Raw genomic sequence first — 17,719 nt, forward strand, 5'->3', positions numbered from 1 at the left:
GAACCACCATTGCTATTTGAGACAGATAAATTCTTACCAGCCTCCGCCAAGTGCTTTATACAGACTAATCATATTTTCATGTCGCTGTAGGCGAGCTTGGGTAAGTTCACGTTGTGTTGTTAATGAGTCCAGTTGAGCTTTTAATACCTCATCTAGTGTCTTGTGTCCGTGTTTAAATAGTTTATCGGCATTCTGTGCTTGTTGCTGTTGTTGTGATATTGTTTTTTCTAGTAAGCGTACTTTCTGCGCAAGACCGTCATTGAGTTGATAATGGCTTTCAACTTCTGCTAATGCTTTTAATAGTGCTTGATCATACTCAATAATACTAGCCTTTAAACGTGCGTTGGCAGCATCAATATTCGCTTGTATACGACCATTGGTAAAAATAGGGAGTTGCACACCAGCACTAACAATACTCGCTAGACCAGACACGCTTGATAAATCACTACTCAGTGATAGTCGACCACCTTGTCCTAAGAATTGGATATCAAAGCGAGGTAAGAGGTCTGCTTTGGCGCTAGCCAATTGTGCTGAGCGAGCTTTAATACCTAATGCATAGGCTCTGATATCAGGGCGTCTTTCCATTACTGTACCGGGCAACTGACCAGTAGGCGCAGGTGGGGCATACTGTAGCACCTTTAAGTTGGGGTGTAATATTGACGCTAAATTTTGAGGGTTTTTTCCGCTAAGTACTGCTATCTGGCGTGCTAAGCTATCTGCTTGTGTGATTAAATCACTCTGCTGTGCTTGCAAAGAAAGAATATTACTTTGGATTTGCTCAACTTCATAGCGAGTAACATGACCTGCATTAAAACGCCCTTGTAAGTAGCGGTGTAATTTATTTAAGACGGTTAGATTTTGGCTCAAAATGGCATGATATTGCCAGAGCGTATTAAATTGGAAGTAACTTTGCGCTAATTGGGCAACGATGGCGAGTTGTGTGGCATAGAGTTGTTCTTCTTTACTAAGCGCGGCGTACATAGCAGCATCTGCATCGCTTTGTTTTTTACCAAAAAAGTCGGGCTCCCAAGAGGCGCTAACTCCCACACCACCTGCGGAGAATGTGTTATAGCTATCACCTATGAGAGGAAGATCATTAGCTCGTGTGCGTGCTGCCCCAATATTGGCTCCTACCCCAATAGTAGGACCTTTATCGGCTGTGGCTAATTGTGCTGTGGATCTTGCTTCGGCTAAGTGTGTTTGTGCTAGTGCAATGTCTTTGTTGTAGCGTAATGCTTCCTCAATAAGCTGTGTGAGTTGAGAATCTTGCCAAAATGACCACCATTGGCGAATATCCTCACTTCCCATGGCATTTTTATTTTTCTCAAATTGAATAGGTAAATTGACCGAAGACTCAACAGGAATGGTGGTATTTGCACATGCAGTGAGTATGCTTGTCATGAGGATAGAGAAGAGAAATTTTTTCATAGAAATTTTATCCTTGTCGAGAAAGCATGGACTTAAATTGAAGAAGCGCAATGCTTAGAAAAAGGGCACCTGCAGCAAACATCTTAATCAGATGTGTATTCACAAGAGAAATATCCGCGTGTTTGAAGAGAACTTCCTGTGCAAAACTACTTAACACTGTTTGGGGAGAGAACTGGGTAAGCATTTGGATAATGGTAGGCATATTGTCAATAGGTGCGGCTGCACCAGATAGCATATACATAACGATATAGACAGGAATACACAATAGACCAAATTGAGGCATTGAGGGAGCTAAGATAGCTAATAAAATGCCTAAGGATGCCATTGAGAATAAAAAAGCGGCAATTCCCAACGCAAATAAAGGGAGTGAGCTCATACGAATAGGAACATCTAAACCGATATGTACGACAAAGTAAATAGAGAGTAATGCCACGGTAAGGATAATAATGCCATTAGCGATGATTTTTGCTAGGGCGATTTCACTTGAGCTTACAGGCATAACGAGAAGATGTTCAATCGTACCTCTTTCTCGCTCTCGAATAACGGCAGCCCCAGAGAGTAGGAGAGTGATTAAAGAAATGTTGCCGACTACTTGCATAGCCCCCATAAACCATTGACTGGAGTGGTTAGGATTATAAAGTACTTGAATAGCAGAACGAATAGGCCCTTCTTGTTGCGTGTTTTGGCGCATGAATTTTTGAATTTCACTTCCAAAGATGCGTTGAATGTATGCTGTACCAATCGCCGCTTGTGTCATTGCTGTGGCATCGACAAGTAATTGTATTTTAGGCGTATAACCCGTTAGTAAGTCTTTTTCATAATTAGCAGGAATATCCAGAACAAATGTGTATCTTCCCGTATCCATATGACGGTCAATTTCATCAATAGTGATATCGATAGGGGGTTTAAAATTGGGTGCTAATAAACTATCACGGAGTTGTTTAGATAAAGTGGATTGGTCATGATCGGCAATAGCAATTGCTGCATTTTTTAATTCAGTAGAGCTGGCAGATACAGACGTCCATACACCAAAAGTAAATATGTAAACAATTAAACCGAGCAATACAGGGTCACTAAATAGGCTACGAAACTCTTTAATGGTGAGGTGAAAGGTATTTTTTATCCAAAGCCACATATTATTTCTCCTGTTTCTTCAAAAGCAATGTGGCAGCACCAATAAAAATAATATAGAAAGAGCTGATGATAATATAGTTAAGGATAAAGTCTGTGATGCCTAAACCTTTTGTAAAAGCCCCTAGAGTGATTTTCTGGAACCATGTTGCAGGGAATGCATGACCAATATAAAAAAGCATACCATCTAAGGCAGAGGTAGGGTAGATTAAGCCAGCAAAATTAATCGTAGGGATAATGGATAAAATCGCGGTAGCAAAAATAGCGGCAATTTGTGATTGTAAAAAGCTAGACATGAGTAAACCAAAACCGGTAGAAGCACAAATCACACAAAAAGCTCCCAAACTAAGCGCCAAGAAAGACCCTTTTAGTGGAACCTGAAAAACAACAATAACGCAAAAGACAAGAAGTAGGTAGCTAACAAAAGATAGAGCAATATAGGGAAGCTGCTTACCTAGGAGAAATTGAAATGTACTTGCAGGAGCGCCATAAAGGTTCATAATTGAACCAATTTCTTTCTCTCGAACAACACCTAAAGCAGTCATCATGGCAGGAATAAGCATTAATGCCAGCATAATAATCCCAGGCGTAATAGCAAAAACACTACGAAAGTCTTGGTTGTAAACAAACCGAGCCTCAACAGGCATTGGCGTATTTAGAATAAAACCTTGTTTAGCTAAGAACTGATGGGTATATTCCGCTATGACACCTTGTACAGAACCGCTCAAGTTCTCCGCTTGTGAAGGGTAAGAACCATCAATAAAGAAGGCAACTTCGGGTTGCTTTTGTTGTAAGAGTTTTTCGCCAAATCGTTCAGGAATTTCAATGATAAGTTTGACATCTCCTCTTTGTAAGAGTCGTTGAGCCTCTTCTATAGAATAGATATTTCCTTTATCTATAAAATAATGTGATCCTTGAAAGTGCTCAATGAGTGTGCGACTTTCCGAAGAATTATCATGGTCTAAAACGGCAAATTTTGAAGGATTTAAATCAAAAGAAATGCTGGCTCCCATGGCCAATAACATAATTAAAGGACCACCAATGGCGAAAAATAAGCGAATATTATCGCGTAAAAGCTCTTTAGCTTCTCGAGTGGCAAATGCCCACGTCGTAGAAAACCATCCCCAGATAGAAGAAGTTTTATTTTTTGACTCAAAAGAAGATTGATGAGGAGCAGAAATTTCCGTTGCTTCTTCTGGAATCCGGTTGTCTTCTGCCTCTTCTAGGTAGCGGATAAATGCCTCTTCAAGTGTTGAGGTGCTTTTTTGCTGCCGTAGCTCTTCAGGTGTACCAACAGCAAGGACGCGCCCCGCATGCATAAAGGATATTCGGTCGCAACGTTGTGCCTCATTCATAAAATGTGTAGAGACAAAGATGGTGATTTTATCTTCTCTCGATAGCTTAATAAGGTATTCCCAGAAACTATCGCGTGCGGCAGGGTCAACACCTGAGGTGGGTTCATCTAGGATAAGAACTTCAGGTTTATGTAAACAGGCGGCAGCTAATTGTAGCCGTTGTCGAATGCCTAGAGGAAGAGAGGCAGGCGTTTTGTGAGCAATGTCACTTAACTCAAACTGTGCCATGATATCTGCAATAGCTTGTTTTTTATTTGAAATCTGATACAGTTTTGCGTGCAAATCTAGATTCTGATAAACCGTTAATTCTTCATACAAGGAAAAGGCTTGTGACATATAGCCTACACGTTTACGGGTAGAAATATCACTCGCATTGATGGGTTGCCCTAACAAGGTAGCCTGTCCTTCTGAGGCATCTAATAGCCCCGTTAGCATTTTCATGGTGGTAGACTTGCCACAACCATTAGAGCCTAGAAAGCCAAAAATCTCGCCCTTTGGAATTTCAAAAGAAACATTATTGACAGCCACAAAATCACCAAAGCGTTTAGTGAGTCCTTCGGCTTTCATTGCTAAAGGGGCATTAGGGTCAATTTCTAGGGGAGGAATTTTTAATCCATCAATAGCCCCCCGTTTATCCTCAGGGAGTAGGCGAAGATAAGCTTCTTCAAGATTTTTGCTTTGTGTTTTAGCTATCACTTCCTGAGTGGCTTCATCGGCAATTAAGTTACCGTCATCCATCGCCAATAAATATTCAAAATGCTCGGCTTCATCAATATAGGCGGTAGAAACCATAACCGTCATATCGGGGTTTTCTTGTCGCAACTCATCGACTAATGTCCAGAATTGACGGCGAGATAATGGGTCTACACCTGTGGTGGGCTCATCTAGAATTAATAATTCTGGGTCATGAATCAAAGCACAGCATAGACTCAGTTTTTGTTTCATGCCTCCTGAGAGTTTACCTGCTGGACGGTGATGAAAAGACCAAAGACCAGTAGCACGTAATAAGCGTTCGATGCGTTGTTGACGGTCGCGCTTGCTTAGACCGTAGAGACGTCCATGAAAGTCGATATTTTCATAAATCGATAGCGTGGGGTAGAGATTTTTTCCCAGACCTTGTGGCATAAACGCAAGTTGGTGGGTCAATTGATCGCGAAGATTTTTGTCCGTGATATCTTTGTCTAGTACATTGACTTGACCTTGTTGAACGATTTTGATGCCAGCAATTAAGGATAATAAGGTGGATTTACCTACACCGTCAGGACCAATAAGCCCTACAGTACGACCTTTGGGTATTTGGAAAGAAACATCTTTTAATGCTTGTGTTTTTCCATAAAAATGGCTCAGATGTGCGACACGAACGGCGTGCATATCATTTACTCTTTGGGAAGTTTAATAGATAACTCATCTGGCCAAGCGATATTCTGATCATATTTAACATAGCCTAATGCTGTCATCCCACCTTTAAAGAGATTAGGGTAACGATTAATAATCTCTACAGGGATCGCAAGTTTTACCTTAAACATGAGTTTTGTTCGTTCTTCTTGTGTTTCTACTGATTTTGGTGTGAATTGTGCATCTGAGGCAATAAATTGGATAGTGGCAGGGAAAATCGCATCAATTCCTTCAATTTGAATACGCCCCTCATCACCGATTTTTAAGGGATTAGATTGCTGAGAGGGTAAGAAAATATTGAGATACACATCTTGCGTATCTAATAAACTCATGACTTTTCCGCCAGCGGGGATGACTGTTCCTAATTCTGCTATTTTGTATTCAACACGTCCAGCAGTAGGCGCTTTAATAGCAAGATCATCATACATATCTTCTATTTGGGTAAGTTGTGCATCGGCTTGTTCAATATGGCTCTGTGTTTCTGCCACCGCTGCCGCTGTGGCATTGACTTTGGCAAGTGTTGCTGCATATTGAGTTTGGTAACGAGCCAGTTCTGTGCTGGAGATTAAGTTATCTCGGCGTAATTTAGTGGCATTATTAAGTTCTAACTGGGCAAGTTTGAGTTGTTGTTGAGCAGCTTCTTGCTCAGCCTTAACACGTCCAACAGCTTCGCGAGCTTGTTGTTGTTGTGCTTTTACTTGCTGGATTTGAGCATCTACTTGTGAAGTTGATAGGCGAACTAGCGTTTCTCCTTGAGAAACATCATCACCTTCTTTGACTAAAATCTCCTGCACTCGACCTGCATAGAGTGTTGCAACGTCTAGTCGATTCAGATTAATACGTCCATTTACTTTAGCGATACCCTCATAAGAATTTTTTTGTAAGGTAAAATTTTGCCAAACACCTAGACCAATCAGTGCAATCACAACGAGGATAATAATGAATTTTTTCATAAACGTCAGGAGATAAGTATTTGATAATTAAGCTTGTTATTTTATAAAAAGGGAGGATGACTGGCAACCCGCAATTATCAATAATTGCTTATTTATCATCTAGGGTTACGATAAAGCTTGTAGCGAATAGCTTATGTTAGGTAGATTTGAAAAGAAAAGGCTGGCAAAATTTTCATGCTTGTCAGCCTTTGATAGAAAGTATAATTGGCTTATTTTATGCGAGCTGCTGCCATTTCTTCGGCAGACATTTCGATTTTGACTTCTAGCACTTCCAGAGAGTCTTGTTTATCTAAATTGACTTTGATATCGTCTGGATTGACCTTAATATACTTAGAAATAACTTCAATTAACTCACGCTGTAATTGAGGGAGAAAGTCTGCTGTCGCGCTATCCATCTCACGATCGCGGACAAGAATCAGTTTTAAACGATCCTTGGCAACTTCATTACTTTTCTTTTTCTCACCTAATAAAAACTTTAAGAAAGACATCACTTATCCCCCAAAGAGCTTCTTGAAGAAACCTGGTTTGACATACTCCGTAAAGCGCATAGGTAATTCTTTACCTAAATAACGTTCAACAATGTCAGCGTACGCTTGCGCAACCTCAGTTTCTGTATTATGGATTGCAGGAATACCCATATTAGATGCTTGTAATACGTCTTGGGATTCAGGCGTTACACCGATGAGATTAATGTGTAGGATATCGTTGATATCTTGGATAGATAACATTTCGCCATCTTCTACACGTTTTGGATTATAGCGAGTAATTACTAAATAGGTTTTTACCGGTTCTAATCCCTCTTGTGCGCGTTTTGTCTTGGCTTGTAAGATACCTAAAATACGGTCAGAGTCACGAACAGATGACACTTCTGGGTTAGTGACAACCAAAGCATCATCGGCAAAATGAAGAGCCATTAATGCACCTGTTTCGATACCAGCAGGTGAGTCACAAACAATATACTCAAATCCCATTTCTTTGAGCTCATTGATAACACGTTCAACACCTTCTAGGGTAAGGGCGTCTTTGTCGCGTGTCTGTGATGCAGGTAAAATGTAAAGATTTTCTAGATTTTTATCTTTAATCAAGGCTTGGTTAAGAGAAGCTTCTTTTTGAATAACATTTACGAAATCATAAACAACACGGCGCTCACAACCCATAATAAGGTCAAGATTACGAAGACCGACATCAAAGTCAATCACCGCTGTTTTATGACCTTTCATCGCTAAGCCAGAAGCAAAGCTAGCACTTGTTGTGGTTTTACCTACACCACCTTTACCTGAAGTAACAACAATAACGCGAGACATAGAGATATTTCCTCTGATTAAAACTATTTCTTAATCTTAACGTAAAATGAGAGCAGAAGTTAAGAAAAAGAAAGGCGTTGAATAAGTATTTATAAAAATTAAGATTTAATGGAATCAAAAGTTAAGGTTTCATTTTTGAGACTGACCATAACGGTTTTCTTAAGTGCTTCGGGAGTCGCTTCACCGTCAAATAGGCGATAAATCCCCGCAATCGCAACTAGTTGAGGGTCTAAATAGGTTGTAAAAATACGTGCAGCACTATCACCTTTTGCGCCAGCAATGGCACGCCCTAATAAGTGACCATAAACGTGAATATTGCCATCAGCGATAACCTCTGCTCCATGACCAACATTTCCAACGATGATTAAATCTCCGCCTGCGGCATAAATACGCTCACCAGAACGTAATTGACGATCCATTAGCATAGTTGGTGCTACACCTGCAGTAATCGTTGCTTGAATTGGGGCATCTTTAATGATGGTTTTTGCTGTTTGTATTACTGGTTCGTTAGGTGCTTTTGCAGGGGCTACTGTTTTGGTGACAGGTGTTGCAGTAGGCGGTTTTTGAGTTGTAGGTACGGGTGTAGCGGCTGTTTTACCTAAATCAATATGTTCAAAACCATCAGCGAGTACCGTAGGTAGTAAGCGGGCATTAGCATAAATACCGAGAACATTCAGTTGATACTCCTCTAGGACAGCCGCGAGTTTTTTCCAAGGGAGTGGTTGAACAATTCCATAAGCGTCAATAATGATAGATTCACCCGTAAAGAAGTCTTTAGCTTCTTCCATTTTTTTGCGAATCGTTTTGGTAATGCCACTAAAGTCAGTCGTTTTAAGAATTAAACGCAATTTACCATTGGTGTGTTTAATCTCTAGAATATGTGCGTCACTCATCATTTATACCCAAGAGTCACGTAAGGTTACGCTACGATTAATAATAGGTTGTTCTGGTGTGGAATCTTTATCAGCAATAAAGTAGCCTAGACGTTCGAATTGCCATTGATTGCCCGGCATCACATCAATTCCTGGCTCTAACCAAGCATTAACGACTTGTAGAGAGTTTGGATTAAGTGAGGCTAAGAAGTCTTTATCACCACTATCAGGGAATTCATCGGTAAATAGACGATCGTATAAATTCACGGTAGCAGGAATCGCATATTTAGTACTCACCCATGTGATATTGCCTTTGACTTTGACACTATCAGAACCCGGTGTACCACTCTTGGTATCAGGGATATATTCAACGTGAACTTCGGTGACTTCACCTTGCTCATTCTTTACAAAACCTGTACAACGGACAACATAAGCATATTTTAGGCGTACAGTATTGCCTGGGAAGAGACGGAAGTATTTCTTTGGTGGGTCTTCGCGGAAATCATCACGTTCAATCCATAGCTCTCGCGTCAAGGGGAATTCACGTTTGCCAGCGTCTGGATTATGAGGGTTGATAGGGGCAAAGCATGCCTCCTCATAATCTTCTGGTAAATTAGTGATGACTAGTTTAATAGGGTCAAGTACGGCCACAGCACGATTGGCTACAGGGTCTAAATCATCACGTAAAGCTTGTTCTAGAACACTATAGTCAATGACTGAGTCTGCTTTGGAAACGCCTAAGCGATCAATAAATAAGCGTAGAGCTGATGGCGTATAACCACGACGGCGTAAACCAACAATGGTTGGCATGCGAGGGTCATCCCAGCCACTCACAAAACCGTCTTGTACAAGCTTAAGTAATTTACGTTTGCTGGTTACAATATGCTTCATCTTCAGACGAGCAAATTCGTATTGCTTGGGGAGTGGATCTTTAAAGAAACCTAGCTCGCGAAGTTTGTCTAGTAGCCAATCGTAGAAAGGGCGTTGGTCTTCAAATTCTAATGTACAAATACTGTGCGTAATCCCTTCTAATGCATCTTCAATGGGGTGAGCATAGGTATACATAGGGTAAATTGGCCAAGCATCGCCTGTACGATGGTGTGTCGCATGACGAATACGATAGATAATTGGGTCGCGTAAATTGATATTAGGCGATTGCATATTAATTTTGGCACGTAACGCCATACTACCATTAGGGTGTTTACCTTCACGCATTTCTTGGAAGCGTTGTAATGATTCCTCAATAGGACGATTACGCCAAGGTGAGTCTTTGCCTAGCTCTTTGAAGTTACCACGCATTTGAGCAATTTCTTCCGGAGACTGCTCATCGACATAGGCATCCCCATTTTTAATGAGAGCTTGTGCAAACTCATACATATAGTCGAAGTAGTCACTAGCAAAATAGAGATTGCAATAGTCTTTTTCTTTGTTTTCCCAATCAAAACCGAGCCATTTCACACTGTCTTTAATGGTATCAACGTATTCTTGGTCTTCTTTTTCGGGGTTGGTATCATCAAAACGTAAGTGACACAGACCGCCATAGTCTTTGGCTAGACTAAAGTTGAGAATGATGCTTTTTGCATGACCAATGTGAAGATAACCGTTAGGTTCGGGCGGAAAACGCGTGCGAATACGTGCTGTATCTTTTGGGGCTTGTTCGTGAATAGCTGCAGGACCTGGCGTGCCAGCCCAACGTTTGCCTTGGAAACGCTCTGCACTTAAATCGTTTTCAATAATCGTACGTAAAAAATTAGAAACAGGAGTTTCTGTAGGATGGTTTGTCATTCTATTAATAAAGCAAATACGAGTTAACTGCACATAATTTGTGCCTAAAGTGACATTATAGTATATTGCAGAAAACTCGTCTGATTATGCTTTGTTTGTTGTGATTAAAGGTAGGTAAATATCCACTTTTAGACCGCCGCTACTACTTTCACCGAGTTCTAATGTGCCTTGGTGAGCATGGACAATGGTATCGACTAGGGCAAGACCTAAACCCACACTACCTGTTTTTGTGCGAGCAGAGTCTAAGCGAGAGAAGGCGCGAAGTGCTTCTTCACGACGCTCAGGAGGAATGCCACAACCATGATCGCTAACACTGATGAGGGCGGTTTCACCTGCTTTTTTGAGTGAAATCTCTACTGGTGGCTTACCATGCTTTAAGGCATTGCTAATTAAGTTGTCTAGTAAGCGTCCTAATGCTAGGGTATCGGCCGATATTTGTAAGGACTCTGAGGTTTTTTCTGTCAAGACGATATCGCTACTGGCATCTCCCCATGCATTGGCACGTTCATCAATCCATTGGTTGAGGTTGAGGGATTGGAAGTTGTAGCGCCCAGGGTCTGATCCACGCACATAAGAAATAAATTGTTCAATGATGTTTTGCATTTCTTGCACATCATTGCTCATCCCTTGCTTTAACATTTCATCATCGGTCATTGCAAGGCGTAATCGCATGCGAGCTAATGGGCCTTTTAAATCGTGAGGCAAGCCTGCTAATAAGGTTTGTTGAACTGTCTTGGCTTGCTCTAATGAATTAAGCATGGCATTAAAGCGTTGTCCCAGGACTTTGGTTTCGTAAGGTCCAGCGGGAACAACCTTGGCATGAATACCTTTAGCTAATTTATCAGCAGATTGACTGAGACGAAGTAGGGGTGTTGTAATACGCCATGCAAAATATCCTGCACCCATAAGTAAGAGTGAGGTAAGTGCAATCCAGGCAATCAGAAAAATTCCGGCCTCGGCTGGCTCAATCTTGTCCAAAGGAATAATGAGCCACTCTTTAATAACGGTATTATTAAACGGGTTGAACTCTGGCAATAAGGATAAATACATTAACGGAGTATTATTGCGCTGAGTTAAGCCGATACGAGTCCCATCGTCTAATGTTTGATTGACACGAACAATGAGTTTTTGTAAGTCATCACGAACAAGGGGGGAGTCTAATAAATCAGTTTTTTCCGAAGCCTCTACTTGACGAACAAACTCTTCTTTAGGGAGGCGAGGAATATTGCGCTCTTGTAAATTTGGAAAAATTTGATGAAGCAGTGGCGGAGGAGGTGGACGATTTGATGATGGCAACGGTAATGAATGTCCCGGCGCTCTATCCTGTGGAAAAATATTGCTATAACGGTATTTTTGGGAAAAACGAGGATTTTGGGGAAGCTGTCGAGTCCATAACGACCATTTTCCATGCGATGCTTTGGCAATAAACTCTGCGCGATGTTCGGGTGGTAATAAATTAACAGCAGAACGGATGATTTGAATTGTGGTGGTAATGTGATCTGCCACGACTTCTTCTAAAAATCTTTCTTTTAAGAAATTGCCAGCGTACAAAACCGCACCCTGAACAAGGACGATGGTGCCAAACATCATCAATAAAATCTGGGTGCGGATACTTAAAGAAATATTTTTAAGCCGGTGCAATTTCATTCGTTAAGCATTGGGGGAAAAACGATAACCAATGCCCCATACGGTCTGAATCCAGCGAGGGTCTTTGGGGTCATCCTCTAATGCTCGACGTAAGCGCAAGATGGCGATATCGATAGCACGATCATTGCGTTCACCTTCGTCATCATCACGAGCAAGAGCCAGTAAACGTTCACGAGAAAGTGGTTTGCTAGGATTTTTAACAAATGCTTCTAAAAGATTAATTTCGCCACCTGTCAGCTTAACAACCTCATTGTTTTTAAATAATTGGCGTTTGGCAGGATCAAATGTAAAGGGTCCAAAGTGAATTGGTACTTCCTTGATAAGGCTAGAAGGACCTTTTTTGCGACGTAAAACAGTTTCGATGCGCGCTAATAATTCACGAGGGTCAAATGGTTTGCCAATATAGTCATCAGCGCCAGATTCTAAGCCAATAATGCGGTCAGCTGTTTCGTCACGCCCAGTCAATAAGATGATAGGAATATCTTCGTTGTGGGCACGTAAGTTACGGCACGCTTCAACACCGTCACCACTAGGTAACATACGGTCTAGCACAATTAAGTCTGGACTGAATTTAGTGATGCGTTGGAAAAGATCATTACAATCATCAACTAGCAAGGTATCGTAACCGTGACGGTTAAGATATTGAGCAAGTAGTTGACGTAAGTCTGGGTCGTCATCCACGACCATAATTTTAGTAAGTGGTTTATTCATAGTGAGAATATGATAACAGAGAGAAAATGAATCGTGGTTGTTAAGAAATCGGCTGAAATTTATTTAAAAAATGAACAGTTATTGTGTAGGCTGTGCAGGAGTTGGGGTAACAGTAAAGCTACGCGAGCCTAGAACTTTACGGGTTTGCGTATTAATAACTTTAACCTCAACACTTTGTGGTGTGAGAGTAGGTTTGCTTAGAGCAACTTGACCTTGTAGGCGAACATACTCGTTGGCAGTAATATTAATGGATTGTAATTGGTCAAAGCCACGGTTGCCGTTTTTGTATTGCCCTATCGTGATAATTTCTACACGTGCGGGTACATTGGCGGCGTTGATGTCCGATTTTGTGAGAATCAATTCATAACTTAATTGACCGATACTGCCTTGGAAATTGCCTACTCGAATACCTACAGGATTATTTTGTGGATCTGGGGGGATGTTTTTAAGCACCTCTACCATATTTAAGTTGGCATTACCTTCTTGAATAGGGGTAATAGGGTTTAATGTGGGGTCATTATTAACAGTTTGTTCAGTAGAGGGTGTGTTTGTGGCGACCACAGGTTGAAGCTGTTTAACCAAATCTTTTGTTTGATTAAGGTTTAATTGGGCTTCTGAAAGTTGTTGTTGTAAGGCGCTTTTTTCCTGATTAAGTTCGCTAATGGTTGTTTGAAGCTTATTCGCTTCTTCGACACTTAGGCGAGGAGGGCCATAGTTGGTTTGTAAAAACCATAAACCACCGCTGCCTGTAATAATACCAGCTAAAAACGTAATTAACCAGCGAGGCATACGACGATTGCGACGACCGCTGTTGCCGTATACAGAAGGGTGAAATACAACTTGTTTTCGAGATGAACCAAACATAAAAAACCTTTTAATCCTAATTATTTAAGTTGAGCGTCAAGCGCTTTTAAACGTTCTTGTGTCCCTACATCGGTCCATTGGCCAGTATGTTGAGTACCTAATACGGCATTTTTTTGCATGGCTAAACGTAGTAAGGGAGCTAGCTTTGCAATGGTTTGTTTTCCAATGCCTGAAAATAAGCTGGGGTGATAAACACCAATTCCTGCAAATGTAAGTTTATTATTCCCCTCTGAGGTGAGTCTACCATTTGAGGTAAGATGAAAATCACCATTAGGGTTGTGTGCTGGGTTATTAACCATCAGTAACCAAGCCTGCTCCTTGCCTTGCTCTAGTTGTGTGACTTTGGACATTGCGTTGATAGGATTCCAGTCACACCATACGTCACCATTCATAACAAGAAAAGGTGATTTACCTAGTAAATCAATAGCATTGGCGATACCACCAGCCGTTTCTAATCCATTTTCTTCAGGAGAGTAGCGAATATCTACCCCAAATTGTGAGCCATCACCAAGTATTTCCGGGAATTTATGTCCCAACCAAGCATAGTTAATCACAATATCCGTAATGCCAACACTCGCTAGGCGTTCGATATGCCAAACAATAAGAGGCTTTCCACCTACTTCTAATAGAGGCTTAGGAAGAGTATCAGTGAGTGGACGCATACGTTCGCCACGTCCAGCAGCTAAAATCATGGCCTGAATCAAAATGTATACCCCACTTTTGTATCAATATTATCAAGACGATCCAAAATATTGAGTAAAGGTTTGAAAGCAATATAGCGATTAGCGACTTGACGAACATATCCATTAACACGTGGCATATGGTCAAGATAGTGTTTTTTATTGTCGCGGATGGCTAAACGAGCAAATACGCCGAGAATGCGTAGATTGCGTTGTAAGCCCATATATTCATAATCGACATGGAAATCAGCAAAATCTGCTGGTACAGGGAGGTTGGCGGCACGTGCCATTTCCCAATATCGAATAGCCCAATCTAGTTGTTGAGGCTCTTCCCATGTGGTGCGTGCATCCATAACTAATGAGACAACATCATAAGAAATGGGGCCTAAGACAGCATCTTGGAAATCGATAACGCCAGGGTTTTTGCCGTGGAGGGTAGGATTGCAAAGCATTAAATTGGGTGAGTGATAATCACGGTGAACAAAGACTTTGGCTTGCTTATCATTATGTTGAACGAGTAGCTCAAAGATGGCATCTAGTTGAGTTTTCTCTTTATCTGATAAAGTCGTTTGATGATATTGTTGCACATACCACTCATTAAAAAGACCTAATTCGGTGAGTAGACGTGGTTTATCATAAATAGGTAAGCCTGTGGTGTCGGCTTTTTGCATATCGACCATTGCAGCGAGAGCGTCACGGTAAATGCTTTGTAATTCTTGATCGCTAATCTCTGACTGTAGGCGTTGATAATAAGTCAGATTACCTAGGTCATTGAGGATTAAAAAGCCTTTTTCTAAGTCTTGTTCGAGAATGTGAGGGGTATTAAGACCAACGGAGCTAAGACGTTGAGCAATATCAATAAAAGGTTTGCAGTCTTCGTGTGCTGGCGGTGCGTCCATAATAATCAGTGTTCCATCATGTGTATCGATGCGGAAGTAACGTCTGAAGCTAGCATCACTAGAAGCAGGGCGAAGAGTATCAAGTTTTAACTGGTAGTTATTTTGGAGAGAGTGTAACCAGTTTTTTAGTAAATCAAGGCGAACGTCGAGATGGGTAGACATAAAACTACTTTATAATGGGATATTAAATTGAACCAAACGTATATTTTAGACATTAAAAATCATTTTGTCTGGGTAGCAAAATAAATTTTTTAGTTTTTAAAACATTTCTAAGTGGATAGCTGTTGTGCGAAAGATTTTAGGTTTTTCTTTGTGTTTATTGATTCCTGCCGTAGAAGCACAGACGAATAATATCGTGTTGAGAGGTATTCAAACACAGGATTCACTTCGTTTACAAGAAAGCCCTCTTCTAACCGTTTCATCAGCGGCTAAAGATCAGATAACTACGTTTACAGATAGTGCTGATATTAAAATTTCAGATGACAATAATCGTGTTGTATTAACGGGTGGTGCACAGATTCGACGGTCGGATGCTATTCTAAAAGGCGATAAAATTACCTATGACCGACGGACAGGAGAAGTTGAAGCAATTGGGAATACGCGCCTATTGCGTAATGGCTCTGTGGTGCGTGGACCAGGGCTTAAGTACAATATAAACAAGCAGACAGGAGTGATGAGCTCACCTATTTATAAGATGGCCGAGGGTGGTTCTGGTGAGGCGGATTACGCTGAGATTGTTGATAACAATCATATGCGTTTGGGTAATGCCATTTATTCCGCATGTAATTGTGATAATAAGTTTTGGTATATTCAGTCCGATAAGGTCGATTTATATAATGATGAAAATGAAGGGATAGCAGAAGACGGTACGCTTTATATCAAGGGGGTGCCTGTGTTATGGTCACCTTATTTTTCGTTCCCTATTAAAAAAGAGAAAAAAACAGGGTGGTTATTTCCGACATTCACGACAACGTCCAGTGCTGGCTTTGGTGTGTCTGTTCCTTACTTTATTAACTTAGCCCCTAATTATGACTTAACTTTAGTCCCTCAGGCATATAGCAAGCGAGGCGTAATGTTGGGAGCTGAGTTTCGTTATTTGCAACCTGGTTATAGTGGACAACTAAGTGGTTCTTTTATGCCTAAAGACTCAAAGTTGGATATCAAACGTTGGTCAATGAATTGGGCACATCGTCAGGGTTTAGGAGAATTTGCTGGATTTAAATTTGGATTAAATATTGGGATTCAAGCGGCTTCAGATAATGATTATTACCGTGACTTTAGTGATGCCCTAAGTACGAAGTCAGATCGTACATATCTTTCTAAGAATGCGAGTATTACCTTTAGCGGTTATAAATATTGGTCAGGTTATTTATCTTGGCAAAAATACCAAGGCCTACATGACTTTTCTGGTGCAACTCCGATTTATTACTATCAATACGAACGAGAGCCAGAATTGATGATTCGAGGTGCTCGTTATGATTGGTTTGGTTTTGATGTGAGCACACAAAATACCTATACACGATTTACTTTCCCGACAAATAAAACGCGTTATCCAACGAGAAACGGTGTACAACGTTGGGATGGTGAGCGTATGGCTTCCTATACGCAGGTGAGCTACCCCATTGTCCGTGCTGGATGGTATGTGACGCCTAAAGTTGGTTTGCATATGTCGCATTACAATACTAATTGGTATAAGCAATATACGAATAGCCGTACCGGATTAGGTGTGTTCCGTAGTCAAGCAGGCACACAGTACGATAATTTATCGCGAATTGTCCCTATTTATTCTGTAGATGCAGGTATGACGTTTGAACGTGAGACGACATTATTTGGTAAACCTCGTTTGCAGACGTTAGAGCCTCGTCTTTATTACGTTTACATCCCTTATCGTCATCAAGAGGATTTCCCAATATACGATACGGCACCAGCTCAGTTTAATATGGGAACAGCATTTTCAGAAAACCGCTATGCGGGGGGGTGGGATCGCATTAATGACGCGAATCAAATTACGCTAGGGTTAACTTCGCGTTGGTTGGATGCCGAAACAGGTAATGAACGCATGGTAGCTCAAATTGCACAGAGATTTTATTTTGAAAAACCAAAGGTGGCTTTGCTTAATGAGCGGGTTGGTAAAGAGCACCGTTCAGAGTTTCTGGGTAATTTGTCTGTTGCTATGACGGATAAACTAAATACTGAGGTCGGTATTCAATTGGATACTTATAATCGAAAAGTAGCTCAGACATACACTTCTATTCGTTGGTTTCCTAAGAGGTTGACGTCTCTATCACTCACCTATCGTTATCAACGAGATCCGTTTTACTATAATGAGAGTAATCAGCTTTATGGTTATCAGTTACAAGGTAAAAATAATATTAGTGTAGCGGGGCAATGGCCAATTACAGAGAGGATTTATGTGGTGGGGCGTCATGACTATTCAATCAAAGATCGTCGCTCTACACAGTCTATTGTGGGGATGGAATATAAGGGCAATTGCTGTTGGACAAGTCGCATTGTGTTTCAGCGTTATGCGGTTTCTACCCAAAAAACGAATACGTCTTTATTTTTTCAGTTAGAATTAAGTGGTTTAGGAGCTGTGGGTTCTGATCCAATGGAATTGCTTCGTGATAGTATCCCGGGGTATCAATCTGTCAAAGACCCTCAAACAACTCAATCTCCTTTTGAAAGGTATGAATAA

General features: G+C 41.0%; 14 protein-coding genes. 1 reads left to right on the forward strand and 13 read right to left on the reverse strand.

What is annotated here, in order from left to right; genetic code table 11:
• Positions 1-33 precede the first annotated feature (33 nt).
• From HKX39_RS02240 to HKX39_RS02300, 13 genes are all read right to left on the reverse strand, one after another.
• Positions 34-1,428: an efflux transporter outer membrane subunit gene (locus HKX39_RS02240; protein ID WP_171679674.1), complete on the reverse strand. Its 1,395-nt coding sequence runs from the start codon at positions 1,426-1,428 to the stop codon at positions 34-36.
• A 7-nt stretch (positions 1,429-1,435) separates the two neighbouring features.
• Positions 1,436-2,563, reverse strand: a complete 1,128-nt coding sequence (locus HKX39_RS02245) for an ABC transporter permease (protein ID WP_171679675.1) — start codon at positions 2,561-2,563, stop codon at positions 1,436-1,438.
• A gap of 1 nt (position 2,564) precedes the next feature.
• On the reverse strand, positions 2,565-5,285 hold the full coding sequence (gene rbbA / locus HKX39_RS02250; protein WP_171679676.1) for a ribosome-associated ATPase/putative transporter RbbA: 2,721 nt from the start codon (positions 5,283-5,285) through the stop codon (positions 2,565-2,567).
• Between the two features lie 5 nt (positions 5,286-5,290).
• Positions 5,291-6,262 carry an HlyD family secretion protein gene (locus tag HKX39_RS02255; RefSeq protein ID WP_171679677.1) on the reverse strand — a complete coding sequence of 324 codons (972 nt, stop codon included), beginning with the start codon at positions 6,260-6,262 and terminating at the stop codon, positions 5,291-5,293.
• 209 nt (positions 6,263-6,471) lie between these two features.
• Positions 6,472-6,750: a cell division topological specificity factor MinE gene (minE, locus tag HKX39_RS02260; RefSeq protein ID WP_171679678.1), complete on the reverse strand. Its 279-nt coding sequence runs from the start codon at positions 6,748-6,750 to the stop codon at positions 6,472-6,474.
• A gap of 3 nt (positions 6,751-6,753) precedes the next feature.
• Positions 6,754-7,566, reverse strand: a complete 813-nt coding sequence (gene minD / locus HKX39_RS02265) for a septum site-determining protein MinD (RefSeq protein WP_171679679.1) — start codon at positions 7,564-7,566, stop codon at positions 6,754-6,756.
• Between the two features lie 98 nt (positions 7,567-7,664).
• Positions 7,665-8,462 carry a septum site-determining protein MinC gene (minC, locus tag HKX39_RS02270; protein ID WP_171679680.1) on the reverse strand — a complete coding sequence of 266 codons (798 nt, stop codon included), beginning with the start codon at positions 8,460-8,462 and terminating at the stop codon, positions 7,665-7,667.
• Positions 8,463-10,223 (reverse strand): glutamine--tRNA ligase/YqeY domain fusion protein, encoded by a 1,761-nt coding sequence (locus HKX39_RS02275; protein ID WP_171679681.1) that lies wholly within the window; start codon positions 10,221-10,223, stop codon positions 8,463-8,465. It abuts the gene before it with no gap.
• 84 nt (positions 10,224-10,307) lie between these two features.
• Entirely contained in the window at positions 10,308-11,870 is a 1,563-nt protein-coding gene (locus HKX39_RS02280; protein ID WP_246225969.1) for an ATP-binding protein, read from the reverse strand.
• A 3-nt stretch (positions 11,871-11,873) separates the two neighbouring features.
• Positions 11,874-12,581, reverse strand: coding sequence for a response regulator (locus HKX39_RS02285; protein WP_171679682.1), 708 nt, complete (start codon positions 12,579-12,581; stop codon positions 11,874-11,876).
• 78 nt (positions 12,582-12,659) lie between these two features.
• On the reverse strand, positions 12,660-13,445 hold the full coding sequence (locus HKX39_RS02290) for a hypothetical protein (RefSeq protein WP_171679683.1): 786 nt from the start codon (positions 13,443-13,445) through the stop codon (positions 12,660-12,662).
• Between the two features lie 20 nt (positions 13,446-13,465).
• Positions 13,466-14,146, reverse strand: a complete 681-nt coding sequence (murU, locus tag HKX39_RS02295) for an N-acetylmuramate alpha-1-phosphate uridylyltransferase MurU (RefSeq protein ID WP_171679898.1) — start codon at positions 14,144-14,146, stop codon at positions 13,466-13,468.
• On the reverse strand, positions 14,146-15,186 hold the full coding sequence (locus HKX39_RS02300) for an aminoglycoside phosphotransferase family protein (RefSeq protein ID WP_171679684.1): 1,041 nt from the start codon (positions 15,184-15,186) through the stop codon (positions 14,146-14,148). Before HKX39_RS02300 ends, murU begins: the two co-directional genes overlap by 1 nt.
• 124 nt (positions 15,187-15,310) lie before the next feature.
• On the opposite strand from HKX39_RS02300, the gene HKX39_RS02305 reads away from it, so the two are divergent.
• Positions 15,311-17,719, forward strand: a complete 2,409-nt coding sequence (locus HKX39_RS02305) for an LPS-assembly protein LptD (RefSeq protein ID WP_343043405.1) — start codon at positions 15,311-15,313, stop codon at positions 17,717-17,719.

It is taken from the genome of Pelistega suis (assembly GCF_013133795.1).
Lineage (GTDB): Bacteria > Pseudomonadota > Gammaproteobacteria > Burkholderiales > Burkholderiaceae_B > Taylorella > Taylorella suis.